The sequence below is a fragment of the Saccharibacillus endophyticus genome, from assembly GCF_013185185.1.
Classification (GTDB): domain Bacteria; phylum Bacillota; class Bacilli; order Paenibacillales; family Paenibacillaceae; genus Saccharibacillus; species Saccharibacillus endophyticus.
Genome location: NZ_JAAZWE010000003.1, coordinates 523380 through 549507, shown reverse-complemented (window position 1 = coordinate 549507; position 26128 = coordinate 523380). Strand labels below are relative to the sequence as shown.

The following is a 26128-nucleotide window of genomic DNA, read 5'->3' as shown; positions in this document are numbered from 1 at the left end:
GATGAGAAAATACGATAGCGGCAACGATTACGAATAGCGTTTTTCAAGCCGGGTGAACAACACGTTGATCAATACGGTCGCGATCAGGCAGATCGTGATCAACATATTGGCAATCGCGCTGCCGTAGCCGTACTGCATGGTGAGGAACGACATATTGTACATATGGCTTGCCAATACTTCGGTCGCATGGGCAGGGCCGCCGCCCGTCATGACCATGATCAGGTCGAAGGATTGAAGAGAACCGATGAAAGACAACACGATCGAGATTTTGAGAATCGGCAGAACCATCGGCAATGTGATATAACGGTCTGCTTTGAAGCCGTCGGCTCCGTCGATCTTGGCCGCTTCGTAGATTTCGCTCGGAATGTTCTGAATCCCGGTAAATTGAATCAGGATATGATACCCGAGATATTGCCAGAGCGAGACGAGAATGATCGCGTAGATCGCGATTTTCGGCTCGGTCAGCCAAGAATGCGTCCATGATTCCAGACCGACGCTGGTGAGAATTTGGTTGATCATCCCGCCCATCGAAGCCGGGTTGTAGATCGTTTTCCACAGCTGCCCGATGATCGCGACGGACAAGATAACCGGCAGGAAGTAACTCGATACCAGGAAGTTCGGCCGACGCACGAAACGCGTAATCAAGATCGCGACCAGCAAAGCGATCGGCACCTGTACCAGCATCGAGAATCCGGCCAGCGTAAACGTTCGGCGCACGGCCGGCCAAAACACGGCGTCGCGGGTAAACATTTTCACGTAGTTGTCAAGGCCGACAAAAGTGGATTGGCCGATCCCGTTCCAATCGAGCAGTCCGCTGTACAGCGAAACGAGAATCGGGATAAACACGAGACCGACATACACGATCAGACAGGGCAGGATAAACGCCGCGATCGTCCAACGGGATACTTTTAATACGTTCACGCGAAAGTCCGCCTCCTTGAGAGAGCCGCCGACGAAGAGAAGGGGACCTCGGGTCCCCTTCTTTTGTTTCCGTCCGGCTTCACGTTATTATTTGTTTTCTTCGTATGCGGCTTGCAGTTCTTTTGCCACCGCGGCAGCGTCTTTTTTCTCGACGAACAGGCTTTGCGTGCCTGACAGGTGAACCTGCGTTACCGCCGGATTCATCGTATTATCGAACGCCAGGTCGCCGCCTTGAACTTTCTTGAACAGATCAAGCACGTTCATCGCCATTTCCGAGTAGCCCGCAGCTTTGAAATCGCCGTCGACGTTCTGCGCGATCCCGACTGCGCCCTTGGCTTCGAACGCTTCTTTGGGGAAGTTCAGCATGAAGTAGTTCAGGAAGGCTTTCGTTTCTTCCAGGTGCTTGCTGTCCTTCGAAATCGCGAACGCGCTGCCCGGCGCCAGCATGAACTCGTCTGGATTGCCTTTGCCGTTTACGGTCGGGAATTGGAAGACGCCTACATTGCCGTCTTTGCTGACTTCCGCGGTTTCGATCCCTCCCGTTGCCCAGCTTCCCATGAAGTACATGGCCGCCGTGCCCGTCTTGAACAGGTTCTCGCCCGCGTTATAGTCGAACGAAGTCGCGCCGTCCTGGAACGCCCCCGCGTCAACCAGTTGTTGGAACGCGGTAATCGCGTCGACGTAAGCCGGATCTTCAAACGTCTTTTTGCCGTCCAGCACGTCCTGCAGGAAGCCCGGACCTCCGTTTGTTCTCAGCAGGATGTTCATGAACAGGAACGAACCGGTCCACGTATCCTTTTCGCCCAGAACCATCGGCTGGATGCCTTTGGATTTCAGCGTCTTGATCGCTTCGATCATTTCTTCGAAAGTCGTCGGAACTTCCACGCCGCCTTCTTCCATCAACTTCTTGTTGTAATACACGACGCCGATGTTGTTTCCGTCCGGCAGTGCGTACAGATTGTTGTCAAACGTATAGTAATCGAGGATGCCCGACTGGAAGGTGTCTTTCAGTCCGTTTTCTTCAACCATGTCGTTCAGCGGCGCGAACAGGTCCGCGTCGACGAACGGCTGCATTTGCGCGGCCGGGTTCACGACGGTAATATCCGGTACTTCTTTCGAAGCGGCCTGCGTTTTCAACTTCAATTTCTGTTGGTCGGTGTTCAGCGAATCCAGTTCGATGGTCACGTTCGGATTGTCTTTTTGATACTGATCTACGATCTTCTTCATCATCTGGTTTTTCGGATCGCTGGCGTCCGGATAGATGTTCTGGAACGTGATCGTGATGTTCTCCGCTGCCGGTTCGGTCGTGCCCGCTGCCGTCGTGCCGGAATCCGTCGTTCCTCCGTCGCCGCCCGCGTTGTTCGTCGTAGTCGAACCCCCGCCTCCGCAAGCGCTAAGGCTGAATGCCAGAACTCCTGTCATTGCCATTCCGAACCATTTCATCTTTTTCTTTGTCACTGTATTTCCTCCCCTTGATTCATGGTTTGGTTCTTTTTGCTAGTTGATAGAGTTATTATGGCCTTTACTGAAAACGCATACAATGGAAATTATTCAGGGACAATGTTTGTTTTTTCGTGATTCGCGTATCGAATCGTTTCGGAAAAACCAAACCAAAGATGTCATATTCGTCAGCGTCAAAACATGCTAAAATGATACCTTGTCTTATCCTTTCTTCAATTAACGGATCAATCCAAAAAAGCATTCGCCTTACGAAGAAATCTCTACAGCACCCGAAAGGAAACGTGAACGTCTTGTCCAACACATCCAAAACATCCTCCGGCCCATCGGGCAGCGGACTCAAAAAATCGGTAACCTTCCTCGAAGCCATGGCGATCGTGGTCGGGATGATTATCGGCTCCGGCATTTTTCTGAAACCCGGTATTGTACTCGCCAGCGCGGGCTCGCCCTGGCTGAGCATTCTAGCTTGGGTAGCGGGCGGCATCATTACACTCGCTTCCGCGTTGTCGGTCGCGGAAATCGCCGCTACCATTCCGAAGGCAGGCGGTCTGTACGCCTACCTTGAAGACCTATACGGCGAAGTCGTCGGCTTCCTGCTCGGCTGGGTGCAAGCGGTCATCTCTTATCCGGCATCCGTAGCCGCGTTAGCGATCGCTTTCGCTTCCTATTCAGGCTACTTTTTACCGATGAACGGTATTCAGCAAAAGCTGCTCGCGATCGGCATTTTGCTATTTATCTTGCTGATGAACGTCATTTCGACCAAATACGGCGGTATCATTCAATTGGTCGCCACGGCAGGCAAGCTGATTCCGGTGGTCGGGATCGTCGCTTTCGGCTTGATCTCCGGCACGCAGCCGGGCTTTGCGGGCGTATCCGGCCTGACTGCCGGAGCGGCAGGCTTCGGCGCGGCGATCCTGGGTACATTATGGGCGTATGACGGCTGGATCGGCGTAACCAATATGGCAGGCGAGATGAAAAACCCGGCCAAAACGCTGCCCAAAGTCATTCTGATCGGGGTCTCGTTCGTGATCGGGGTCTATGTCCTGTTCAATCTGGCGATCTTCCGCGCTCTGCCTTTCGAGCAGATCGTCTCGTCGCCGACGCCGGGCGCGGACGCCGCTCAAGCGCTGCTCGGCAGCGGAGGCGGAGCGTTCATCACGGCGGGCATCATCATTTCGGTATTGGGCGCGTTGAACGGGTATCTGATGACCGCCGCACGCGTGCCGCAAGCGATGGGCGAACGCGGGATCGCGCCGTTCTCGGATTTCCTGCGCCGTATCCATCCGCGTTTCGACACGCCTGCGAACGCGTTGACGTTCCAAGCCGCGCTGGCGATCATCTATATCTTTTCGGGCACGTTCAATACGCTCACCGATCTGCTGGTGTTTGTTTTGTGGATTTTCTTTACGGCGGGGGTATTCGGAGTCTTCATTCTGCGTCGTACCGCGGCACCGTCGGCGGGTCGTTATCGGGTACCGCTGTATCCGGTAACGCCGATCATCGGGATCGCGGGCGGATTGTATATTCTGGGCAGTACGTTGACGGATAGCCCGGGGCGTTCGTTGATCGGGATCGGGATTACGTTGATCGGTCTGCCGGTGTTTTATTATATGAAGCGTCGTACCCGTCGGACCCCGTGATAAGCGGTTTCTTTCCGAATAAGGCGGCCGAACAATGCGAGCATGATTTGATATAACAACAGAATCGCAAACAAAACTGCGAGAAGGGTACCGATTCCGACGGAAAACGGGATATAATCGCCCGTTTGTGCCGAAGTCGAACGCAGGATGCTTTCGCCCAGCCGAATCGCCGGCCATAACGATAACAGATAAAATCCGATCAATAACGGGCGATAGACGTCGATCAACAAATGACGGATTTGTTTCGGCTGATAACCCAAACGAGCCAGCGTCCGCATATCGGACGTGCTATCTTGAACATGCAGCAGCAGAACCAAGTACAGAAGCAGGCAGCCGACCGCCATGCCGGCAATCTGATTGATTACGGCGCTGGAACGATTCGAAACTGCGCTTTGTTCGAGCTGCGCCTTTTTTTGCGCCAACCCTGTATAGGCGGTATCCGACGATGCAGGCGGTTCCAGACTGTATACGCCCGAATACTGCATGCGCCCGACTCCCATCCAGTCGGCAAGCCTCGTTCGGGATATGTATACCGCAGACGGATCGCCGTTCTCGCTGATCTGCCGCACGGTTAGAGCGCGCGCCCGGCCGCTTACCCGCATATCCAGCGTATCGACGATTCGAATACCGTACATCCAACTTGCCGCGCGGCTGATGACCGCTCCGTCGGCAAGAGACAGCTCATGGCCGTCCGCATCGTTCAACGTGAACAATCTTCCTTCCCCGAGTCCGATCAACCGAATCGGCCGCGATCTGTCCGCTCCGCCCAAATAGGCCGGACTTGCCAGATACGGCATATTCTCCGAATGATTCTCCGGCGTGCCCGTCCTCGGTTCCGAATACGAGATGTCGTATTTGTAAAGATTCCCTTCCATCTGCGATTGCGTCGCGATTTCGCTCGACCGATACAAAGCAAATCCTGTAATAAACAATAGCGTCATCAAAAACACGGCCGAACCGCTCAGCATAACAGAGCTCCACTTACGCAGCGCGATCCGCATCGGCAGGCGAAGGCGCGCGGGAAGTCGTTCGGTCGTGCGGATCGTCGCGTCTTTCCAGATTCCTCGCGCAGCCCGGGCACCGAATCCGTGAAGCAGCGTATATGCGTCCCGCCTCAGAACAGGGAGAACGGCCACTGCCGCGACGGCCGCGTTCAGGACCATCGGAATTATCAAGCCGCTTACGGCAGAACCGGGGTTCAGCCCTATTTCATAGACAGGAAACGAATAAGATTCTTCGTAAAGCCTGTTCAGCAAAGGCGAGGCCGCAAAACCGAACAGAAGCCCGGCAACGCCGCCCGCAAACGAGACGGCGCACGTAAAACGAATCAATGCGGCACCAATCTGCTTTGCCGTAAAACCCAAAGCCAGCAAAAAACCGAATTCTTCCCGATGCAGCAGCATAAATCGGTTAAAAAACAAATAAAAAATAAAGCTTTGGACAGCTCCGAACAACAGTAAAAACATTCGGGCCAATGCAGCATTCGATTCAAGCGCTTGACGGAATCCCAGCCCTGAAGACGGCTCTTTCTCCCAAAAAGCGAAAGCGGGATCTTCTGCCGGCTCGGAGACCTTTTGCACGATTTCCGATTTCCTCGCATCCCGCTTTGCCGCTCCCGCATAATACGTTTGAACCTCGTCGCCTCGATTCGAAAAAGTCCGATCGGCGGCGATAACGAAAGTAGCGGAAACGGAATCTTGTACCGGATTGCCGTACGGCATGAACACTTCGTAATCCGGCAATGTGAACGTACCGGATATTCGATATTCGTTTCCGCGCAGTTCAAGCGCGCTGCCGACGCTCAAGCCGTTGGATTCCAGGAATTTCGGCTGAACCGCGATCTCGCCCGGAGCCTCCGGCAAACTCCCTGCCGTAACGTTCGGCAAGTTTAAAAGTCGAGGGCGATTGATGATAAAAAACGTTCGATCCCCGGATACGACCTTGGCGATGCTTCTCTGCTCGATATCATAGCCGGGTTGAAGCCGTTTGATTACCGTATCCGCTTTTTCGGGATCGGCGAGAACGAAGCGAAACTCCTCTTTATGCTGCCGAGCCGCGTATTCAAGCTCGTTACTCCGATTACGGTCTACGGAAAACGAAACGAAAAAATACATAAAAGAAGTCAGCAGCGCGATCGACAGCAAAGCGATCGTATGCCCTTTACCTGAATATAGCCGTTTTCGAAGCTGCTTATTCAAACTTCGAACAGCGCTTCCTTGTTGAGGCGACCGGCTTTTTTTCATGCCCATGCCATTTCCTCCGGAGCAATCGGCCGGACGTTTCGAACGTCCCGCACCAACTGCCCGTTGTTCATCGTGATTACCCGCTGCGCCGTGCGCGCAATTTCTCCGTTATGCGTAACGAACAAAATCGTCGTGCCGAGCGTTTTCCGAATACGATGCAGAAGCGAGATTACCTTTTTGCTGCTGTTCTCGTCGAGCGCGCCGGTTGCTTCGTCGCAGAACAGGATCGACGGACGCTTCACGATCGCTCTCGCTATAGCGACCCGCTGCTGCTGACCGCCGGACAGTTGACCGGGGAACCGATCCAGCAAATCTCCGATTTCAAGCAGATCCGTTAATTCATTCAGCGGATATCCTTTTCCCGAATCCGGCAGCCCGAGCGTTATATTTTCTTCGACGGTCAAATAAGCCAACAGATGATACGCTTGAAAAACCTGTCCCATCTCGCGGCGGCGAAAACGGGATAACTGCTTGGCATTCCAGGACGTCAATTCGTTTTCTTTGTACAATACCTGCCCTGTACTCGGCTTCGCCAGACCGGACATCACGGCCAACAGCGTCGATTTGCCCGAGCCGCTCGGTCCGACGATAGCCGTGAACTCGCCTTGCTCGATTTCAAGCGAGATGCTTTTTAACGCGGACGCTTGATCCGAGTAACGTTTGCCGATTTTTTCCGCCTTCAACAGGATCGTCATGGCTGCGTTCCTCCTGTCAAAGCATAGGCGGCAAACTCCAACTGGGTTTTGAAAAAATGTTCGTCGAGATCGGCAGCCAATGCCAGAATCCGCAACCCTTCCAAACAGACCAATAGATGCTCGGCTGCCGCTGCCGCTTGTTTTTCGGCGATCGCCGCGACTTCTCCACGTTCGATTCCGTATCGGATCAATCCGCTTAACAATTGGCCGGCGTCGCCATGACGGTCACGAAGCAATTTGCGGTCTTCCGCTTCCCGATGCGCCAAAAAGAATTCATAGGCGGCTTGCGTCAAACTGCTGCCGATTTGCTTCAGTTCATCGTGCTGCATCTCCAAAAACCCTTCCAAAATATCCGCAAAAGGCACTCCTTGCTCCATTTTCACGCCAAAATCTGCCTGATCCGCTTCGCCGCCGCGTCGGATCAACTCCCGGAACAACTGCTCGGTCGAAGTATAATACCGATATAAACCGCCGCGACTGATTTCGCAGCGCTCTACGATATCCGACATAGTTACCGCATAAAATCCTTTTTCGACGAATAATTCGTAAGCCTGCTGCAAAATATACGCTTTTTTCTCTTCCGACTTCGATATTCCCTTAGGTTCGCACATATGTATTCCTCGCTCTCTTAAAAACGACACTAGTGTCGCTTTTGGTCAAATTCAGAATACGACACCCGTGTCGCTTTTGTCAATACGCTTACGCGCTGACTTTTTTCGCGGGCGAATCTTTGACACTCGCTTGATTATCCGTTGACGTTCTCCGAACATGACATGCTTATACTGAAAATGTCTCATTCTATATTCGGCACCCTACCTACTTCGGAAAGAAGGAACACGCATGGGAATCCACCGTTATTTCAGCTCGCTCACCGGGCTTGAACGCATCATTCGCTGCCCGGGCAAATTCAAGTTCGAAGAACACAGCGTGGCCGCGCATTCCTGGAAAGTCGTGCAGTATGCCAAAACGCTGGCCGATATCGAAGAACAGCACGGCGCCGCGATCGATTGGAAAAAGCTGTACGAGATCACCAGCAGCCACGATTACGGGGAAATTTTTATCGGAGACATTAAAACGCCAGTTAAGCATTCTTCGCCGGAGCTGCGTCATCTGATCCAACAGGTCGAAGAAGGCATGATCGCGCATTTTATCGAGGAAAACATTCCGGAAGAGTTCAAGCCGACGTTCCGCAGACAACTGCGCGAAGGCAAAGACGATTCGATCGAAGGATTGATTCTCGAAGTCGCCGACAAGATGGATCAGGTCTACGAAGCGTTCTCCGAGCTGCAAAAAGGCAACACGGAAAAAGAATTCGTCGTCATGTACCGTAATGCGCTCGTCAAGATTAAACGGATCAAACTCGCCTGCGTCGATTATTTCCTTGAACACATCCTGCCGGAAATGGTCAACGAAGAATCGCTGTCGCCCGTCGATATCAAACGCATCACGGAGGAAGCGCTGGCCCAGTAAGGCGCCCGGCGCGAATAGCAAGGCCAAGAAGCGTTCCCGGACATCGTCCAGGGAATTTTTTATGTTGCGCAGAAAAAGCCGCTTTCCGCGGAGTTCCGGGAAAACGGCTGAAAATCGCGCCTTTATTCGAATTTATTTCAACGTCAGCCGATTGGACAACGCCTTGAACTGCCACAGAATCGGCGTCACTTCGTTGGTCTTGCTTTGCAAGTATCGGAGCGAGGCGAGACGCGCTTTTTCTTCGGCGGCCGTCTGACCCTGGAACAGCGAGTAACTTTTGCGGACGGAGCCTTTGCGGTACTGTACGTCGAACAGCGTTCCCGTTTTCCAATCCTGCACCAGGCTCATGTTACTGCCCAAAACGTCGAGCCGGTAGTCCGCTCCGCGATACGAAAAGCTGTAGTCCGGGTCCGCCATCGCGTGCACGACCTCGTACCCTCTGTTCAGCGCATTGGCTTTGAACGCGCCGATTTGAATACCGCTCGAAAAGGTCATGCCGCCGGGTTCGGCAACCTTTTCCGTACGCGTTCCGCTTCCGTTCATCGCGTCGCCGCTCCAATTTCCGTTGTAAACGACCGTATGCTCCCGCCCTGTCGAAGCGTCGGTATAGGTGTTGATATATTTGCCGCTGCCGCTGCGCTTGCCGTTGGCGAAGGTTCCGGAATACTGCTTGTCTTGGCCCCACTTGATCGTCCCCCGCCCGTGCGGTTTGCCGTTCTCCACCTCGCCGTAGTAGGTCGCGCGAGACGAAATCTGCAGCCACTGCTTGGCCGCGGCGGCTTCGACGGACGACGTTCCTCCTCCTGCCGGGGCAAATACGCCGAACGGAACCGCAAAAGCCAACATTAACGACATTACGAATTTCTTTTTCATGCGACAAACATTCCTTTCGTATGGAAAGCTGAAATCATTTTATCGAAGAGGAACCAGCTTGGACAAGTATTCGAATTGATTCAGGTGAGGCGTCACTTCTTTAGTGAAAGTACGAAGATGCATAAGGGCGACGCGGCGTTGTTTTTCTGCAATTTCATTATTTTCATATGGTATAGCCCCGTAATCGTAAATGACTGCACCTCTTTTATAAGTTATGCCCATGAGGTCGCCGCTTCTCCAATTATGAACTAAATTTTTATTTCCATGCATGATTTCCAAATACGTATCCTGATCTTTGTATACAAAATTGAAATCGGGATCATACAGCCCATGAGCTACATCGTAACCTTTAACGAATTTGTTATCTTTGAACATTCCTTTTTTGATCTCGTTTAAAGTAACCGTCTGATCGAAATCATTCTCCGTGATTTTCTCCGTCTGCGTTCCTTCGCCGTTCATCCTGTCGTTTTTCCAGCTTCCGATATATTTGACCTCGTGTAAACGAGAACTGTCGAAATCAACGTAAGTATTCATATACGTCCCCGTACCGCTTCTTTTACCGTTGACGAAATCGCCCGAATACTTCTTGTTCTCGCTCCAAGTCATCGTACCCCGCCCGTGCGGTTTGCCGTTTGCGACTTCTCCGTAATATCTGATTTCGGACGAGATTTGCAGCCATTGTTTAGTGGATGCGTCAGCCGCCGAAGCCAAGCCGTCCATGAAAGGAGCAAATCCCGCCGGAATTGTGCCCAATAGCAAAACGAATAGTAAAACCCATCTTTTTTTCATCTTCCGCCTCCTGTTTTCGGTACTCATTTACCCACCATTATACAAGGTAAGAGACCATTGGAGTAATAGAACTCAAAAAATCACAGGTTTGCTCGGCGTTCTTTCCAACAACTTCGAGGCCGTTTCGTAAGCAGTCCGTATAGCCTCTTCCACGCTCAGCTTGTCGTATTCTTTTTGGAACACTTCGACCGAGAACGCGGCTTGGCAGCCGATCTCGCGCAGCACGTTCAACATCTCTTCCGAGCGCATGACGCCTTGTCCCGGCCACAGCCGGTCTTCGTGCTCCTTCAGCATGCCCGGCACGTAATCCGGCGCGTCGCTGAGCTGGACGATGAAGATCCGCTGGGGGTCCGCTTCGCGCAGCGTTTCCAGCTTGGAGTTCATTGCGTGAAAGTGGAAAAAGTCGAACGTCGCGCCGACGTTGTCGCGCGCCGTCTCTTCGACGATCGCAAGCGACTGCTCCAACGTGTTCACGGTATACTCCGGCTCGCCGACGAATTCCAGCGCGATCCGGACGCCTTTCGGCGCGGAAATGTCGGACAATCGGCGCAGGACGCGAACGCAGCTTGCCTGAATCTCCCCGCGCGTCAGCTTCGTTTCCGTTCGCAGCGGCGTCACCACGATATAAGGAATGCCGAGCGTCTCCGCGGCTTCGGCCATCTTTTCGAATTTACGCACGACCTCGTCTTCTTCGGCGTCCGCACGATTATTGATCGAGGCGAGCGCGTTAAGCGACAGCGGCTTCAAACGATGGTCATCGAAATATGTCCGAAGCTCGCTCAATGAATGCTCCTCCAAATACTCCGTCAACGACTTGTCCCATTCCAGCTCGATCAGATCAAAGCCCGACTCCTCGCAAAACTTTAAATCCTGCTCCAAAGCGGAGCGCTCAAGGGTAGTTCCGACATTATAGCCGATTTGCATGATCGCACTCCTCTTCGAATGTTTATTTAAATGCGCATTATCTGAAACGTCCCGCCGGAGCCGCTTTGAGCGCGCTCATCGCAATCGCCGAAAATTCCAGCGGCTGCTCCAATTGCGGAAAATGGCCGCAGCCCTCCATCCGGATCAAGGAAGCGTGCATGATTTCTTCGCGCAGGTACCGCCCCACCTTCCGGTTGAACGGCGAATCCCATTCGCCTTGGACGATCAGTACCGGACATTCGATACGGTGCAGGCGTTTGCGGGCAAGGGGCATCAGCGGACGCTGCATGCTCAGTCGCGATCGGTAATGCACGCCGTTCGCCAAATACATCTCTTTGAGACGCGTGCGCCCTCTTCGATCTCTCGGCACGACGTATCGCCAGTAGCGGCTGCGCATGAACCTTGCGGCCGCCCGCTCGATCCCCTCGCTTTTTACCCGTCGATGATCCAGCAGCCGTTCCCAGACGAGTCTTAGCGGCGGCGGCGTTCCGTTCAGCGAGGGCGCCACCAATACCAACTGCTCGACATATTCGGGGTAAGCCAGAGCGAAATCGATAGCGGTCGCACCGCCGATGCAGGAGCCGATGATCGAAGCGCGAGGCAGATTGAAGTAATCGAGGATATTTTTAAGATCGACGTGATATGAAAAAGGACCGGTAATCGCGTCGCTGCGGCCGTATCCCCGTTGATCGTAGCGAATGACCGTGAAGCTCCGCGAAAGCAGCTCAACATGCTCGTTCCACACATCGAGATTGCAGTATGCACCGTGTAACAGAACCAAAGGACTGCCTTGGCCCTGCATGGATACATTAAATTTCGCGCTGCCGATCGTATGGATTCCCGTTCGGTTCATGAATAATACGCCGCCCTTCTCCGCCTATTATTTGCCTTTCTACCCGTTACCCGTCCTTGCTCCCCTGCGAATCGAACTTGGGTCTGTACTTCCTGAGGGATTGTGCTACACTTTCATGCAGATACTTCGATATGGAAAGGGGTTGGGAGTACCGTTTTTCGGTCAAAAAATTTTCTAAAAATCTTTGAAACGCAATGCAACTTCGTACGTATAACAAACGTGCAACTGTAACTACCAACATATGACCAGGAAAGGATTGTACCAGAATGGAAATGGGCTACAGCCATTTGTTCGAAATGAGCACCTTCCTCGAAGCGTTCGCTACGCCAGCGGGATGGGGATTCATTTTGTCGCTGATTATCATCGAAGGACTGTTGTCGGCGGACAACGCGCTCGTTCTCGCCGCAATCGTCAACAAGCTCCCGGAAAAGCAAAGAAAGAAAGCTTTGCTTTACGGATTATGGGGAGCTTACATTTTCCGGATCATCGCGATCGGCGTCGGGATTTATCTCGTTCAGATCGCATGGGTCAAGTATATCGGCGCCGCTTATCTGCTCTGGATCGCCATCAAGCACTTCTGGGATAAAGCCAGAAAAGGCGGAGATGACGAAGAAGGGGAAGAAGAAGGCGGGCTGCAAAAGCTGCTGGCCAAAACCGGGCTTAGCCTGTTCGTTCGTACGATCATTACCGTCGAAATGATGGACATCGCCTTCTCGATCGACTCGATCCTTGCGGCCTTCGCGATCTCGCCGAACCCTTGGATTCTGATCACGGGCGGCCTGCTCGGCATCCTGATGATGCGTCTCGTCGCTACGGTCATTCTGAAGCTGATGGACAAGATTCCGGAGCTGGAAAACGCGGCGTTCGTGTTGATTTTCATCATCGGCATGAAGATGATTCTCGAAACGGCGGATGTTTACCACATGGAGCATGGCGTATTCTTTGTCATTCTCGTTGCGGTGTTCGCGATCACTTTCCTGATTAACCGTATTCGCGTTCGTAAGAATGCTGCGTAAAAAAAATGAAGCCTGCTTTCCTTTTATGGGGAGCGGGCTTTTTTATTGGTGAGTTTGGCTCGGGGAGGCGCTGCGGGAGGGATTGGTTTCGGTCGCGTGTTGCAATTGGGAAGCTGGATTGGATTTGAATAAGGGCGCTTCCCAATTGCAAAGGCGATCGCTAACGCTCCTGCACTCAATCCCTCCCTCCGCTAATCCGCTTTGTTCAAGAAAAAAAACACAATATCCAAAGCGCAATTCTTATTTTCGCTCGGTGTCCCATTCAAACAAAAAAAGGCTCCGCCCCTGCATTTCGCAGGTTCGGAGCCCAATCTATCAAATCGCAAGCTAACAGAGGGTTTAGCTTTACGTTGTTGCAAAAATTAAAACTATCCAACAACTGTTGAAAACTCAAACCCTATACGCCTTTAAGGTGTCGAGAAAGCCCAACGTAGCTGGAAGCGAGAAGACGGAGAGAGAAATTCAGTTCAAGACGCCTTTGAACTTGGAAAACTTCAACTAAAAACTTCAATCGACTTTTCCGAGTGAGACAGCGAATTGAACGAATTTCTCTCGCAGTCTTCTCGCTTCCCCCGCACACGTAACTTTCGAAGGCGGCTTAAAGGCTTAGACGCGAAGGGTTTTCAGGGCGCCGCTCCACGCGAGGACTTGGTCGAGCATGCCGTTCAGGTTCACCAAGTGCAGGTCGGCCGGTTTGAAAGTTGCGCCGTTTTCGAAATCGGTGAACAGGGACAGGGCCGGGTGTACGCGGACGTCGGCTACGGACAGTTCGCCCAGGATGCCGCGGAGGTGTTCGGCCGCGCGGGCGCCGCCGACGGAACCATAGCTGACGATGCCGGCCGCTTTGTTGTTCCAAGCTTCGCGCGCATAGTCGAGCGCGTTTTTCAGGGAAGCGGAGATGCTGTGGTTATATTCTTGAACGATGAATACGAATCCGTCCAGCTCGGCCAATTTGGCATTCCAAGCGGTTGCTTGTTCTGTTGCATCAGCTTCGCCGAGCAGCGGCAGCTTGTAGTCGGCGATGTCGACGATTTGGTAGTTGGCGTCGCCGCGTTCGTTTGCGATACGCTCTACCCATTCTCCGACTTGCGGGCTCAGACGACCTTCGCGCGTGCTTCCGAGAATGATACCGATGTTCAACTTTTCCATGATTGATTCCTCCAGTGATTTGTTTTGGATTCGAGATCGGAAAGCGCATGGGCAAAGGTCGACTTCACTATTCGCATTCCTTTTCTCTTTAGGTTAATTTTTAAATGTTACTAACTTTTTGTTATGAATGAATCATAGCACGACTTTTTTCGATGCGCAACACTTTTCGCTTACTTTTTTATAGAAAAATATTTTTCGTATGTAAAAGACCCAAACGCCTTCGAAATGACAGGGGTTTGGGCCTTTTTTACATACATGTGCATATGGCTCTTAGGGTAAGCTACGCGTCCAGCTTGAATCGTGCCAGTTCCTGCTGCATCTCCTCGCGGACTTGCAGCAGTTCCTTGACCTTGCCGCCGATTTCTTCGAACGAACGTTTTTGCTCATCCGTGGAAGCCGTGATTTCTTCGCTGCCCGCCGCGGACTGCTCGGTCACGGCGCTGATGTTCTCGATCGCCGCCTGTACCTGCATGCTCAAGCGGCGCGACTCTTCCATGTCCTGCGAAAGTTTGCCGACGCTGCCGGAAATACGGCGCACCTGCGAGCTGATCGCGGCAAAAGATTGCTCGGTCGTCGCGGAAGCTTCCTCCTGGCGCCGGAACAGACCGAGACTCTGCTCCACGGAACCTTTGACACGGGTCATGGCCGCGGCGATTTCGTTCACCGTGGCAAAAATCTCGCGCGCCGCCGAATCGGATTGATCCGCCAGTTTGTTCACTTCGCCGGCGACTACCGCAAAGCCTTTGCCCGCTTCTCCGGCGCGCGCTGCTTCGATGGACGCATTGAGCGAGAGCAGCGTCGTTTGCTTGGCGATCTGCGCCACATGCTCGGTCATCGTCGCGATGCGCTTCGCGCTGGCTTCCAATTCGTTGACGGTCTGCTCCACCTCGGACATGGCGGCACGGTTCTCGCTCGTGATCCGCAGCTGTTCGCGCATCACGGATTCGCCATGCTCGACGAACCGCAGCGCTTCTTCCGTCGCCGACGACGATTGCGCCGTTTCGGACAAGTTCATTTCGAAGTTGCGCTGCATGCCGTCCACCGTCTCCACGGTCTGGCCCAGATCTTCCGCGATGCGCTGGCTGCCGATCGCAAGCTCTTCCGTCGAAGTGGCGACCTGGGACACGATCTCCTGCATCTTGTCATTTTGCCCGTCCAGCTCACCGGCTACGCGATCCAGCACGCCTCCGCTCGATTCGATCGAACGCACGATGCCGCGCAGATTATCGATCATGATCGCAAAAGCATCGTTTAACTCGTCCAGCTCGTCGCGCCCTTTGGACTTCGCCAGATTCAGGCTCAAGTCTCCGTCTGCCAATCGTACCGCCGCATCCTTCATCGTACGCGTACGACGGGCCAGCTTGCGGGCGAAGCTTGCGTTGACCCATCCGAGCACGAGGAGCAGCACGATCGCTCCGCCCAGCGCAATCTCCCAAGTCAGTTCGATATCTGCCGTCAATTCGGAGGTATAGACGTCGTAGCGCTCCTTCGTCAGCAGATCGAGCCGGTACGCGTCGTTTTGAATGCCTTGGATACGCGTGGCTTGGCGTTTGGCTTCCGGGCTGTCCTGGCTATTGACCGCCTGAAGCGATTCTTCGGACAGTTGGGTAAACTTCGTCGAAAGAGACGATAACCAATAGCGCTGCTCTTCCGTATCCAAGCTGGTTTCTTCCTGATTCGTCAGCAAAGCCAATGTCGCGCCTACCGTCTCGATCTGGCTTGTCACGTCCGCTTTATTGCTCTCCGTCATCGAGAACGAATAGCTGTCGAGCGATTGGCTCAAGCCTCCGAGATCCGCGTTAAGCTGCTGAACGTTCATCATGTCGGGCACCAGCGTCTGATTTTGCGAATTCATTTGCAGCAATTGTAAAATGATGTAACCGACCAATGCCAACGAAGCGACCAGCGAGATCATGGCATTGAGAAGCAGTTTACCCTGTAATTTCATCGTTAAAAACTCCTCCGTCCGGTTTTAGGGAAGCTGAATGGTAATATTGCCCGAAATCAGGTCCTGCGTCAGCTTGTCGATCTGACTTTGCTGCTCCGACGTCAATTCGACGACGCGAATCGGAGCCAGGCCTACGCCCTCTTCCTTGAGACCGAATACCATATCTTTCTGCGGGAATTTGCCGTCGTTTTCATTGAAGGTCTGAACCGCGCTGAAAATCGCATTATCCACGTTTTTGATCATGGAGGTGATTACCGCTTTTTCGGCGATGAAAAATTGGTCGGAATCGACGCCGATCGCGTATTTCCCCTGCTTCTGCGCTTCCTGAAGAGCACCGACTCCGGTCAGTCCCGCAGCCGTGTAGACCACGTCGATATCGTCGTCTTGGATCATGGAAGCCGCGATGGAAGCACCCAGATCGGATTTTCCGAAGTCGCCCGCATAGACGGCCTTGACGTCAGCCTCCGGATTAGCCGCTTTGACGCCCTGCTCGTAGCCTGCCTGGAACTTTTTGAGCAGATCCGATTCGACGCCGCCGAGGAAACCGACATGTCCGCTTTTCGTGGACAGACCCGCGACAACGCCTGCCATATAACTGCCTTCTTCTTCTTTAAAAGTAATCGAGGCGACGTTCGGCAGCTCCGACGTGTCGTCCACGATCAGAAACTGCTGGTCGGGATTTGCTTCGGCAATCGTCTCCAGACTTTCTTTGACCATGTAACCAAGGCCGATGATCAGATCGTTGTCGCCTTCGACCAGCTGCTTGAATGCTTCGTCGTAGGTGCCGGTCTGCGCCATTTCTCTGTAATCGAATAAAATGCCTTCTTCGTCGCGCGCTTTTACCAATCCGCGGAACGCCGCGTCGCTGTAAGACTGGTCCCCGAGTCCCACGTCGGACAGAACGACTCCGATTTCCGGGCGTTCCTGCGCGCTCGCCGTAGATGCTTCGCGCGATGCGCAGGCCGTCAACGACAGCAGCGCAGCCAACGCGGAAATGCCGATCAGGCTTTTGAATGTATTGCTTTTTAGCATGCGTGCACCCCACTTGAATGGTCTGAATATCTTTTATTTTTATCGCCTTTTCCCCGCTAACTTGTTAGAGCAAAAGATCGGATTTGTTCAATTTCGCGACATTTCGACATCGAAAACGATTGCGATGTGCCTCCATGACGAAAATGCGCAAACATCGTTTTCTTTCTCTTGCTCGCCGTACGAATTTCTTCCCTTGTCCGAACCGAGCAACTTATGTCCGATTCCGCTATAATAAATGCCATACCACCGGAAAGAAGGGACTTTCATGCCTTTGCTTGTGCCGCAATTACCCGAGCCGTCCGGCTCTTATACCGTCGGTTTTTATGACGGAACTTTTGTCTGCGATGGACCTGACGACTCGGAGGAAGTTGCTTTTCGATGCTTCTATCCGGCCCAGGCTGTAACGGACGCGCCGGCTTCCTATTATCCCGATCCGCAGATGGTAGATATGCAGCTTGCGATGCCTTTATACCAATCGTTCGCTCCTTTGCTTGGCGCAATCTCGGAAATGTCCACGCATAGCTATGAGAACGCGCCTGTCTTGGAAAATGAAGCGAACTTTCCTGTCGTCGCATACTCGCACGGCTATATGTCGTTTCACCTGTCCAATCTGGTCCAACATGAAGAACTTGCCAGCCGGGGCTATGTCGTATTCGCGCTTTCCCATCCCGGCGATGCCTTCTGCACCATTCTCGGCGATGGCGGCAAAGTAGGAATCAATAACGATACGATCGCCCGCGCCACCGACGACAATATTCGTTTCATGCAAAAAATCGGCAAGACCGATCCCGGCTCCCTCACTTTGGACGAAATCTCCGATTACCTGCGCGAATGCCATACGATGACCGAACGCGTCGAAGCCTGGAGCCGACATACGATTGCGGCTTTCGATGAAATCGAACGCATCGCCGGCGACCCGCAGTCTCTACTTTATAAACGATTGGATACGGCCGGTTTCGGTTTATTCGGCCACTCGCTGGGCGGTGCCTCCTCCCTGCATACCGCCCTTCTCGACAAAAGAGTCCGCGCAGCCGTCAACCTGGACGGCTGGCAATACGGCGCAGGCTTGCTCGATCGACATATCCCGACCCCGGGTTTGGTCATCTCGACGTCAGACACTCACCTGCCGGCGAATTTCCGACCCGATGACCCTAAACTGACCCACGCCATCATCCCGGGCAGCACCCACTGGTTCTACTGCGATATGGCCGTCGTCGCGAACGAAGTATTAAAAGCCGTCGAGCCCACAATCTCCGTCGAAGGCCCCGTCGTCTCCAAAATCACCAACGACTTACTCAACGCCTTCTTCGATCAACACTTACGCAAAGACGCGAACGCGTCACTCCAAACTGCCGCTTCCCGTCATCCCCAAGAAGTGATCCTAAAACTTCAGCCGAACTAAGTCTTTTTCTCCTCTCCTTCATCCCGACAATAAAGAAGATCGCAGCCTTGCGATCTTCAACCTGCCGAGAAAATCTAACGCAGCTGGAAGCGAGAAGACGGAGAGAGAAATTCAGTGAAAGACGCCTTTGAACTTGGAAAACTACATCGTAAATTTAAATCCGGTTTTCCAAGTGAAACAGCGTCTTGAACGAGTTTCTCTCGGAGTCTTCTCGCTTCCTGCGCCAACGCGACTTTCGAGAACAGCCTAAGAAGACCGCGCGGCTGCGATCTCCTTTTCCCGCCTATTCACTCACCAATATCCGACATTTTTCGTTATAATAATGAGTAAAAAGTCACTTAACCCTTATTCCGAATTATGGGACACTTACTTGATGGGAAGTCTTATGGAATTCGGAATCACGGAAGGGATGAACGGCAGTGGATATTCTGAAACGCAATCACGTAACGATATTGGGCAGCGGCAGCCAAACCCTTGTATTCGGGCACGGTTTCGGCTGCGATCAAAAAATGTGGAGGCTGGTTGCTCCCCGTTTCGCCGATCGTTACCGCGTCGTATTGTTCGATTATGTAGGCTCGGGCTTGTCTCAGTTGGATCAATACGACCCGGCGAAATATGCAAGCCTTAAGGGCTATGCCCGGGACCTTATTGACGTGATCGAAGCATTGGAGTTAACGAATATCGTATTCGTAGGCCATTCGGTCAGCAGCATGATCGGCGCGCTGGCTTCCACCTTGCATCCGGAGTACTTCGACCGCCTGATCATGGTCGGACCTTCGCCTCGCTATTTGAACGATCTTCCCGGTTACTACGGCGGATTCGATCGCGAAGACATCGACGAGCTGCTGGAAATGATGCAGCTCAACTTCAGCGGCTGGGCCAGCTACATGGCTCCGGCCGCGATGAAGAACGAGGAACGGGGCGAGCTGTCCGAAGAATTGGAGCGCCAATTCGCTTCGCGCGATCCGCGAATCGCCCGCCAATTCGCGGAAGTGACCTTCTATTGCGACTGCCGGGATCTGTTATCGGATGTGCAGGTGCCGACTTTGATCATGCAATGCGCGGATGACAGCATTGCCCCTCTCGAAGTCGGCGATTACCTGCACCGCCATTTGCAAGGAAGCACGCTGAACCGGATGACGGCCAAAGGCCATTATCCGCAGCTCAGCCAACCGGACGAGACGTACGCGAAAATCGATCAATACCTCCTGATCCGTTAAGCGCGTTCGCGTGCGGGCAGCCGATCGGCCTGTCTCTAAACTTACCGGAAGAAAGGCAGTACTCTTATGGATAATCAATTGGATTGCGCGCCCGGCGGCTATTTTTCGATCTCGGAATCGGGATTCGTACAGTCCGTGAACCGCACCTTCCTGAACATGCTCGGCATGAAAAGCGCCGACGAGCTGATCGGACGGCATATCGAGACCGTTATGTCGCCGACCAACAAAATGTTTTTTCATACTTATTTCTATCCGCATATTCAGCTGTATGAACGGGTGGACGAGATGTATTTTGCTTTCCGAACCGTGGATAAGCAGAGCGTGCCTGTTCTGATCAACGGAGTTCGGCAGGAGCGCGGCGGCGAAGTGGTCATCGATTGCATGGCTCTGCTGATGCGCAAACGATTGGAATACGAGAAGGACACCCTTCGCAGCAAGCACGAGCTTGAAGAATTGTATAAAACGACGCGCGAAGTGAATGACCGGTTGGAAGCCTTGCATGAAGAATACGAGAGCAAGCAGCAAGAATTGATCGAAATGAATCGCAAACTGGAGACGCTCGCCTCGACGGACCCGCTGACAGGCCTGCATAACCGGCGCTTTTTCGAGGACTGCCTGCGAGGCGAGCTATTAGCCAGCAAGGACAGCAATTTGCCGCTTTCTTTGCTGATTGCCGATATCGATCATTTCAAAACCATCAACGATACGTACGGACATCCCGTCGGCGACTTCGTGCTCATCGAGCTGGCTCGTCTGCTGCGGGAAACCGCCGGCGCTCTTAGCATTTGCGCGCGATTCGGCGGAGAAGAGTTTGTTGTTCTGCTTCCCGCCGTCGGCAGCGAAGACGCGGTTGCGGCAGCGGAGCAGATCCGTTCCGTCATCGAAAACACGCTTCTCGGCACGCATCGCGTGACCATTAGCGTAGGTGTCGATACTTCGCAGCCCGATTCGACGGAAGCCTCGCTGTTGGAACGTGCCGACTTGGCTCTATACGCTTCCAAAAGCAACAGCCGAAACCGCGTGTCTCATGCAAAGCAGCTCGCGCAAACCTGAACCGTTCGCACGATTCCTATTCAAAACCGTCCTCCTGTCCGTTAAGGAGAGACGGTTTTTTTGTGCTTCCTTAAAAAAATCCGAATCAAGAGCATTAATGTCTCTTGACGACACACATCTTTATTTTTGATTCGCTTGCTCGTTCGCTTGGTTCGATAGTCCTCCTCCTTTTCGGCTATTTTTACGTTTAGAGTGCGATTCTCACATTTTTTCACAAAAATAAACAGGAAATCGTAAATAATGACCGAATAGTACAACGTGCTTTTACAAGTCACTGGACAGAATCGCATTTTGAATTTCGGGGGGAGATTGAAAGGTGGAGAAAAAAAGGAACGGCAGCGTTCGGGCTGCACATCCGGGAGGCAAACGACGTTGGAGGAATGCGGCGTTAGCGCTTATGCTGCTGACCGGAGGGGTTAGCGGCGCAGCCGGATTTGAGCCCGCGACGATACAGGCCGCAGAATTAAACGAGGCCGTACGTTTGCTGTCGGCCAATCGGCCCGTCTATGCTTCATCTTCGCTTGGCGGAGGCACGCCGAATCTGGCTGCGGACGGTCTGGCAGATACGCGTTGGGAAAGCGTCTGGCAAAAAGACCCGCAGTGGATCTATCTGGATTTGGGCAAAACAGCCGATGTATCGAGCGTGGAAATCGATTGGGAAGGCGCGTATTCGACGGCTTACAAACTTCAAGTGTCGGACGATGAACTGAACTGGCGGGACGTCTACGACACAACCGACGGACGCGGCGGAAAAGAAAAGATCGAACTGGAAACGAAGGCGCAAGGCCGATACATACGCCTATTCAGCACCCAGCGCTCGCAGGCCGCTTACGGCATCTCGATCTGGGAATTCCGCGTGTACGGAACAGGCGGTCTGAATGACGATCTTCGCCCCGCTCCCGTCAACTTGGCGCTGAACCGACCGGTTACGGCCTCTTCGCTGGAAATCGACGAACATTTGAACCGACCGGAAAACGAACGGCCGGTACCGGGCAATTACTTGGCCGAAAACGCTACCGACGGCAATCGCAATACGCGCTGGGCTTCCATGTTCCGTGCGGATAGCTGGATTTACGTGGATTTGGGCGAAAGAAAAGAAATCGGCGGAATTCGTTTCGATTGGGAAAATTCCTACGCGCGAGCCTACGATATTCAGATTTCCGATGATGCGCGGAATTGGAAAACGATCTATCGTCAATTGGACGGCTCAGGCAAAAAAGAGCAAGTCGATCTCTATGCGGAAGCGCGTTACGTGAAGATGCAAGGTCTTGCGCGCAGCAACGACTACGGTTATTCACTGTTCGAGTTCGAAGTGCTGGGATACCGCGAAGGCGACAATAAGCCCGTTTACGATATCCCGGAAATGCCGACGATCGAAAAGGTTCAAGTCGGCGCGGGCAGCTACGAGACTGGAGACCTGTCGCAATTGGAACCTCGCAGTCCCAAATTTGTATCGGAGAAGCTGAAGGCTCCTTTCCCGTCTAACGACTGGTGGCAATCGCTGCTCATTTTCAATCTGGGCGAAAGCAACGGCGTCATCACGCTTCCTTTTAAAAACAAATATACGACGATGGGACTCGCAGTCATGACGCCCGGTGCGGGTTACGCGTCGTCGGACGGCGGCTCGGTCAATGCTGACGGCGAGCCGGATCTGTATATCAACGAAGCGTCGATCAATCCGGCAGACGTGCAGACCACCGTCATCGGATACGGCGACTATTCCGTTGACGTGGTCATGAGTGACGACGAGACGGAGAAAATGAAAACAACGTTCGTCAAAGGCTCGCCGTATCTGTATAACACGTTCGAAAATCCGGATGCCGTCGTGCTGCGCACGGCGAATCTGACGCGTATTTACGATGAATCCGGTCGCACGATCGAGCTTCAAGACGGCGACGTCGCGACGGCCGATCATCTTGGACTTGAGATTACCAACACGGACCGTGCTCCCGTGCCGGAGACGTTCGAACGGAACTACGGCGTATTCGCTCCTCCGGGAACCACGTTCATGAAGTTGGGCGATACGATCAAAATCAAGTTCGCGGGAGACGAGACTTATCTGTCGCTGGCTGCACTGCCTTCGGCAGACGACCTTTCGCTGTATCGGCTGCACGGCTATGCCTTCGTAACCGATACCGCGGTCGATTACGACTACAACGCCGAATCGGCGCTGGTCACGACCCGATTCACGGCCGTCACCGAGTCCAAGCGGGAGACGTTCCCTAATGAGACGTTGGCGACATTGCTGCCGCACCAATGGAAAATCACGACGTCCGAACTTACCGGACTGACTTATCCTTCCGTACGCGGCACGTTGAAGGTCCATGCGGGCAACACCTTCACGACGCAGGATCGGTTTAGCGGCTTGCTGCCGCAGTTTGCCGAACCGAGCGGTTCTGCCGGTTATTCCCGCGTGCAGCTCAGCGCCTACCTGGATATGCTGGATGCGGACATCGCGGCAGGGCTGATGAGCCGCGATCCGTACTGGCAGGGCAAAAAGCTGCATCCGCTGGCGATGGGCGTGCTGGTAAGCGATCAGATCGGCGATACGGACCGGCGCGACATGTATCTGGACACGTTACGCAGCATTTTGACCGATTGGTACACGTATTCCGAAGATGAACCTCAGCATTCGCATTACTTCCATTACTCGCCGGCGTGGGGTTCGATCTTCCCTTATGCCAGCGGCTTCGGATTGAATACGGGGCTGACCGACCATCACTTCACTTACGGCTACTACGCGTTCGCTTCGGCCGTGTTGGGACAATATGACGAAGACTTCGTGCGCGATTACGGCGATATGGTCGAGCATTTGATTCGCGACTATGCCAACCCTTCGCGTACCGACGACATGTACCCGTGGATGCGCAATTTCGATCCGTACGAAGGCCATTCGTGGGCGGGCGGCTTCGCGGACAACGCAAGCGGCAACAACCAGGAAGCCGCCGGAGAAGCGCTGTTCGGCTGGGTCGGGCAGTTCATGTGGGGCGAAGTCACGCAAAATACCGATTACCGCGATGCGGCAATCTGGGGCTTCACGACGGAGCTGAAAGCCGCGGAGCAATATTGGTTCGATTACGACGGGGACAATTTCCTGCCGGGTTACGCGCATGAAACAGCCGGGCATGTCTATGGCAGCGCCTATGCGTATACGACCTTCTTCTCCGGCGATGCCGAGCATATCTACGGGATTCATTGGCTGCCGCTCGGCGAATGGATGTCGGCTTACGGCCGCGATCCGCAAAAAGCCGCGAAGCTGTACGACGGCCTGTTAGAAGATATCCGGAAACAAAGCGGCGGCAGCGCGACCCAAGAACGCAGTTGGCAGCATATCATTTGGCCGTTCCAGGCGTTGAGCGATCCTCAATCCGTGCTTGCCAAATGGGATGCAAGCCTGATGCAGCAAAACGAGATTTTCAACGCGTATTGGTTTACCCATTCGATGAACGCGCTGGGCAGTCGCACCTCTGAGATTTGGAGCGATGATCCGGCGGTTACGGTGTATAAAGGCGCGAACGGATATGCCGCTCAGATCTGGAATCCTTCTTCTTCGGCCAAAACGGTCGGCTTCTACGACGCAAGCGGCAAAGTCGGTTCCGCGGTCGTACATCCGAAAGCCATCGTTCAGGTCGATCCGAAAAAAGAAACGATGACGGAGCCGGATCACTCCAGCGGCATCCGCTATCTGGATCGGACCGATTGGACGCTGACCGCTTCCGCCGACCTGGGCAGCGATCCGGTATCCAACATGATCGACGGAAACCTATCCACCCGCTGGACCTCGGGCTCCGCGCAAAACCCTGCGCAATGGTTCCGGCTTGATCTCGGTTCGAAGCAAAGCTTCGATACCCTGTTCATGAACTCGGGTACGAGCGGCGGCGATTATGCACGCGGGTATGAGGTATTCGTCTCGGATAACGGCGAGGACTGGTCGGAGGCGGTCGCTTCCGGAGAAGGTCAATCCGCAGGAATTGCTGTCGACTTGGGTGCGCAGCAAGCCCGGTACATCCGCGTAAAACTGACAGCCCTCACCGACAGTTGGTGGTCGATCGCCGAACTTCGCTTGGCTTCGTTCCACGGCGGTTCCGACGACAATGAGGAACCGGGCGAGCCGGAAGAACCTGAAACGCCCCTTCCGGGTAACGGGCCGGGTAGTCGCGAAGATTGGCAGGCGACGACTTTTGCCGATAACGGAACCGATATCGCCTCGGCCATGCTCGACGGGGATCTCTCCACTCGCTGGACCTCCGGACGCCCGCAAACAAACGGACAATGGGTAACGGTTGATCTGGGGCAGTTGTCCGCAGTGGACACCGTCGTGCTGAACTCCGCCGGAGCAATCGGCGACAGTGCGGACGGCTTCCGGATTCTGCTGTCAGCGGACGGACGCTCATGGAGCGAGCCTGTCGCCGCGGGAAGACGGAGCGATACCTCGCTCGTGCGCGCCACTTTCCCGCAGCAAGCAGCCCGTTACGTTAAAGTCGTACAGACCGGTGAATCGTCCAATTGGTGGTCGATCGCCGAATTGGATGTGCAACATAACGGTACTGGAAAACTTAAAGCTCTGACAGCAGAGGGATGGGCCGTAGAAGCTTCGTCTTCCGCTTCCGGTCAGGAGCCGAACGCCGTACTCGATGGCGATTCCGGCACGCGCTGGTCGACGGGTACGGAGCAGCGTGCAGGCCAATGGCTGATGCTGGACTTCGGTCAGACTACCGAATTCAGCCAGCTTGTGTTGGACAGCACGGGAAGCGCCGACGATTACTCGCGCGGCTATGCCGTTTCCGTATCGGATGACGGCGTGGATTGGAGCGTGCCCGTAGCGCAAGGAACAGGCACCGGAGCGCATGTCGTCGCTTCTTTCGCTCCGCAGTCCGCACGGTATGCGCGGGTCGAATTAACGGCGGACCATTCGCAGTGGTGGTCCATCTCCGGACTATCCGTGTTTGCAGCGGATAAGGATGATTCCGCGCCTGACGACGGGCTGCCCACGCTGCTGGATCGCACGGATTGGATCGTAACCACTTCCATGCCGGAGCGCGCGGACTATGCGATCTCCGCCATGCTGGACGGCGACGTCTCCAGCCGCTGGTCTTCCGGCGAAGTTCAATCGCCGGGGCAATGGATCGCGGTTGATTTGGGCGCCGAGACTGCGTTCTCCCGCGTGCAGTTGACTTCCCCGTCCGCCCCGGACGCCCCGGACGACTATGCGCGCGCGTACACGATCGAAACTTCTGCCGATGGGGTCGATTGGACGCAAGCCGCATCCGGCGAAGGAACCTCCAACGGGATCGACGCCGCATTCGACGCTTCCCGAACCGCCCGTTATATTCGCGTGACACAAACGGGTTCTTCCGAATATTGGTGGTCGGTCGCGGAATTGAACGTGTATCGGTAAAATGACGGGATAGACGGATCAGCATGCGGATACAAAAATACCGT

19 protein-coding genes are annotated in these 26128 nt (G+C 53.9%); 7 read left to right on the top strand and 12 right to left on the bottom strand.

Features of this window, described 5'->3' with window-relative positions; all coding sequences use genetic code 11:
• Nucleotides 1-27: 27 nt before the first annotated feature.
• Nucleotides 28-921 (bottom strand): carbohydrate ABC transporter permease, encoded by an 894-nt coding sequence (locus tag HRQ63_RS13820; RefSeq protein ID WP_172244654.1) that lies wholly within the window; start codon nt 919-921, stop codon nt 28-30.
• 87 nt (nt 922-1008) lie between these two features.
• Nucleotides 1009-2379 (bottom strand): extracellular solute-binding protein, encoded by a 1371-nt coding sequence (locus tag HRQ63_RS13815; protein WP_371873217.1) that lies wholly within the window; start codon nt 2377-2379, stop codon nt 1009-1011.
• Nucleotides 2380-2672: 293 nt separating this feature from the next.
• Between HRQ63_RS13815 and HRQ63_RS13810 the strand changes: the two genes are divergently transcribed.
• Nucleotides 2673-4019, top strand: coding sequence for an APC family permease (locus tag HRQ63_RS13810; RefSeq protein ID WP_216673933.1), 1347 nt, complete (start codon nt 2673-2675; stop codon nt 4017-4019).
• Here HRQ63_RS13810 and HRQ63_RS13805 read toward each other — a convergent pair.
• Genes HRQ63_RS13805 through HRQ63_RS13795 form a run of 3 tightly spaced genes read right to left on the bottom strand, consistent with a single transcriptional unit; the run spans nt 3986 to nt 7568 of the window.
• Entirely contained in the window at nt 3986-6268 is a 2283-nt protein-coding gene (locus tag HRQ63_RS13805; protein ID WP_172244650.1) for an FtsX-like permease family protein, read from the bottom strand. The two genes, HRQ63_RS13810 and HRQ63_RS13805, sit on opposite strands and share 34 nt — an antisense overlap.
• Nucleotides 6259-6957 carry an ABC transporter ATP-binding protein gene (locus HRQ63_RS13800; RefSeq protein WP_172244648.1) on the bottom strand — a complete coding sequence of 233 codons (699 nt, stop codon included), beginning with the start codon at nt 6955-6957 and terminating at the stop codon, nt 6259-6261. Before HRQ63_RS13800 ends, HRQ63_RS13805 begins: the two co-directional genes overlap by 10 nt.
• Entirely contained in the window at nt 6954-7568 is a 615-nt protein-coding gene (locus tag HRQ63_RS13795; RefSeq protein ID WP_172244646.1) for a TetR/AcrR family transcriptional regulator, read from the bottom strand. Before HRQ63_RS13795 ends, HRQ63_RS13800 begins: the two co-directional genes overlap by 4 nt.
• Nucleotides 7569-7797: 229 nt before the next feature.
• Here HRQ63_RS13795 and HRQ63_RS13790 point away from each other — a divergent pair, with 229 nt between their 5' ends.
• Nucleotides 7798-8427 (top strand): YfbR-like 5'-deoxynucleotidase, encoded by a 630-nt coding sequence (locus HRQ63_RS13790; protein ID WP_172244644.1) that lies wholly within the window; start codon nt 7798-7800, stop codon nt 8425-8427.
• Nucleotides 8428-8559: 132 nt separating this feature from the next.
• On the opposite strand, the gene HRQ63_RS13785 is transcribed toward HRQ63_RS13790, so the two are convergent.
• From HRQ63_RS13785 to HRQ63_RS13770, 4 genes are all read right to left on the bottom strand, one after another.
• Nucleotides 8560-9300: an MORN repeat-containing protein gene (locus HRQ63_RS13785; RefSeq protein ID WP_172244642.1), complete on the bottom strand. Its 741-nt coding sequence runs from the start codon at nt 9298-9300 to the stop codon at nt 8560-8562.
• A gap of 39 nt (nt 9301-9339) precedes the next feature.
• Nucleotides 9340-10089, bottom strand: a complete 750-nt coding sequence (locus HRQ63_RS13780) for an MORN repeat-containing protein (protein WP_172244640.1) — start codon at nt 10087-10089, stop codon at nt 9340-9342.
• Between the two features lie 72 nt (nt 10090-10161).
• Complete coding sequence (locus tag HRQ63_RS13775) at nt 10162-11013, bottom strand: sugar phosphate isomerase/epimerase family protein (RefSeq protein ID WP_172244638.1); 852 nt, start codon at nt 11011-11013, stop codon at nt 10162-10164.
• A gap of 37 nt (nt 11014-11050) precedes the next feature.
• Complete coding sequence (locus HRQ63_RS13770; RefSeq protein ID WP_172244636.1) at nt 11051-11866, bottom strand: alpha/beta fold hydrolase; 816 nt, start codon at nt 11864-11866, stop codon at nt 11051-11053.
• A gap of 266 nt (nt 11867-12132) precedes the next feature.
• Between HRQ63_RS13770 and HRQ63_RS13765 the strand changes: the two genes are divergently transcribed.
• Nucleotides 12133-12882, top strand: coding sequence for a TerC family protein (locus HRQ63_RS13765; protein ID WP_172244633.1), 750 nt, complete (start codon nt 12133-12135; stop codon nt 12880-12882).
• A gap of 606 nt (nt 12883-13488) precedes the next feature.
• On the opposite strand, the gene HRQ63_RS13760 is transcribed toward HRQ63_RS13765, so the two are convergent.
• The 3 genes from HRQ63_RS13760 to HRQ63_RS13750 all read right to left on the bottom strand — a co-directional run bounded on the left by HRQ63_RS13760 (nt 13489) and on the right by HRQ63_RS13750 (nt 17011).
• Complete coding sequence (locus HRQ63_RS13760; protein WP_172244631.1) at nt 13489-14031, bottom strand: NADPH-dependent FMN reductase; 543 nt, start codon at nt 14029-14031, stop codon at nt 13489-13491.
• Between the two features lie 280 nt (nt 14032-14311).
• Nucleotides 14312-15979 (bottom strand): methyl-accepting chemotaxis protein, encoded by a 1668-nt coding sequence (locus HRQ63_RS13755; RefSeq protein WP_172244629.1) that lies wholly within the window; start codon nt 15977-15979, stop codon nt 14312-14314.
• Nucleotides 15980-16003: 24 nt separating this feature from the next.
• Nucleotides 16004-17011 (bottom strand): BMP family lipoprotein, encoded by a 1008-nt coding sequence (locus tag HRQ63_RS13750; RefSeq protein ID WP_172244627.1) that lies wholly within the window; start codon nt 17009-17011, stop codon nt 16004-16006.
• Between the two features lie 265 nt (nt 17012-17276).
• On the opposite strand from HRQ63_RS13750, the gene HRQ63_RS13745 reads away from it, so the two are divergent.
• From HRQ63_RS13745 to HRQ63_RS13730, 4 genes are all read left to right on the top strand, one after another.
• Nucleotides 17277-18413, top strand: a complete 1137-nt coding sequence (locus HRQ63_RS13745) for an alpha/beta hydrolase family protein (protein ID WP_172244625.1) — start codon at nt 17277-17279, stop codon at nt 18411-18413.
• Nucleotides 18414-18832: 419 nt separating this feature from the next.
• On the top strand, nt 18833-19633 hold the full coding sequence (locus HRQ63_RS13740) for an alpha/beta fold hydrolase (RefSeq protein ID WP_172244623.1): 801 nt from the start codon (nt 18833-18835) through the stop codon (nt 19631-19633).
• 66 nt (nt 19634-19699) lie between these two features.
• A complete protein-coding gene (locus HRQ63_RS13735; RefSeq protein ID WP_172244621.1) occupies nt 19700-20686 on the top strand; it encodes a sensor domain-containing diguanylate cyclase in 987 nt (328 codons plus the stop codon).
• A gap of 316 nt (nt 20687-21002) precedes the next feature.
• The gene (locus HRQ63_RS13730) at nt 21003-26084 is read left to right on the top strand and encodes a discoidin domain-containing protein (RefSeq protein ID WP_172244608.1); all 5082 of its coding nucleotides are present in this window, start codon (nt 21003-21005) and stop codon (nt 26082-26084) included.
• Nucleotides 26085-26128: the final 44 nt, after the last annotated feature.

Coding starts and splice junctions, on each gene's coding strand:
- HRQ63_RS13805 (WP_172244650.1), bottom strand. CDS start 6,268: ATGGGCATGAAAAAAAGCCGGTCGCCTCAACAAGGAAGCGCTGTTCGA.
- HRQ63_RS13800 (WP_172244648.1), bottom strand. CDS start 6,957: ATGACGATCCTGTTGAAGGCGGAAAAAATCGGCAAACGTTACTCGGAT.
- HRQ63_RS13795 (WP_172244646.1), bottom strand. CDS start 7,568: ATGTGCGAACCTAAGGGAATATCGAAGTCGGAAGAGAAAAAAGCGTAT.
- HRQ63_RS13790 (WP_172244644.1), top strand. CDS start 7,798: ATGGGAATCCACCGTTATTTCAGCTCGCTCACCGGGCTTGAACGCATC.
- HRQ63_RS13785 (WP_172244642.1), bottom strand. CDS start 9,300: ATGAAAAAGAAATTCGTAATGTCGTTAATGTTGGCTTTTGCGGTTCCG.
- HRQ63_RS13780 (WP_172244640.1), bottom strand. CDS start 10,089: ATGAAAAAAAGATGGGTTTTACTATTCGTTTTGCTATTGGGCACAATT.
- HRQ63_RS13775 (WP_172244638.1), bottom strand. CDS start 11,013: ATGCAAATCGGCTATAATGTCGGAACTACCCTTGAGCGCTCCGCTTTG.
- HRQ63_RS13770 (WP_172244636.1), bottom strand. CDS start 11,866: ATGAACCGAACGGGAATCCATACGATCGGCAGCGCGAAATTTAATGTA.
- HRQ63_RS13765 (WP_172244633.1), top strand. CDS start 12,133: ATGGAAATGGGCTACAGCCATTTGTTCGAAATGAGCACCTTCCTCGAA.
- HRQ63_RS13760 (WP_172244631.1), bottom strand. CDS start 14,031: ATGGAAAAGTTGAACATCGGTATCATTCTCGGAAGCACGCGCGAAGGT.
- HRQ63_RS13755 (WP_172244629.1), bottom strand. CDS start 15,979: ATGAAATTACAGGGTAAACTGCTTCTCAATGCCATGATCTCGCTGGTC.
- HRQ63_RS13750 (WP_172244627.1), bottom strand. CDS start 17,011: ATGCTAAAAAGCAATACATTCAAAAGCCTGATCGGCATTTCCGCGTTG.
- HRQ63_RS13745 (WP_172244625.1), top strand. CDS start 17,277: ATGCCTTTGCTTGTGCCGCAATTACCCGAGCCGTCCGGCTCTTATACC.
- HRQ63_RS13735 (WP_172244621.1), top strand. CDS start 19,700: ATGGATAATCAATTGGATTGCGCGCCCGGCGGCTATTTTTCGATCTCG.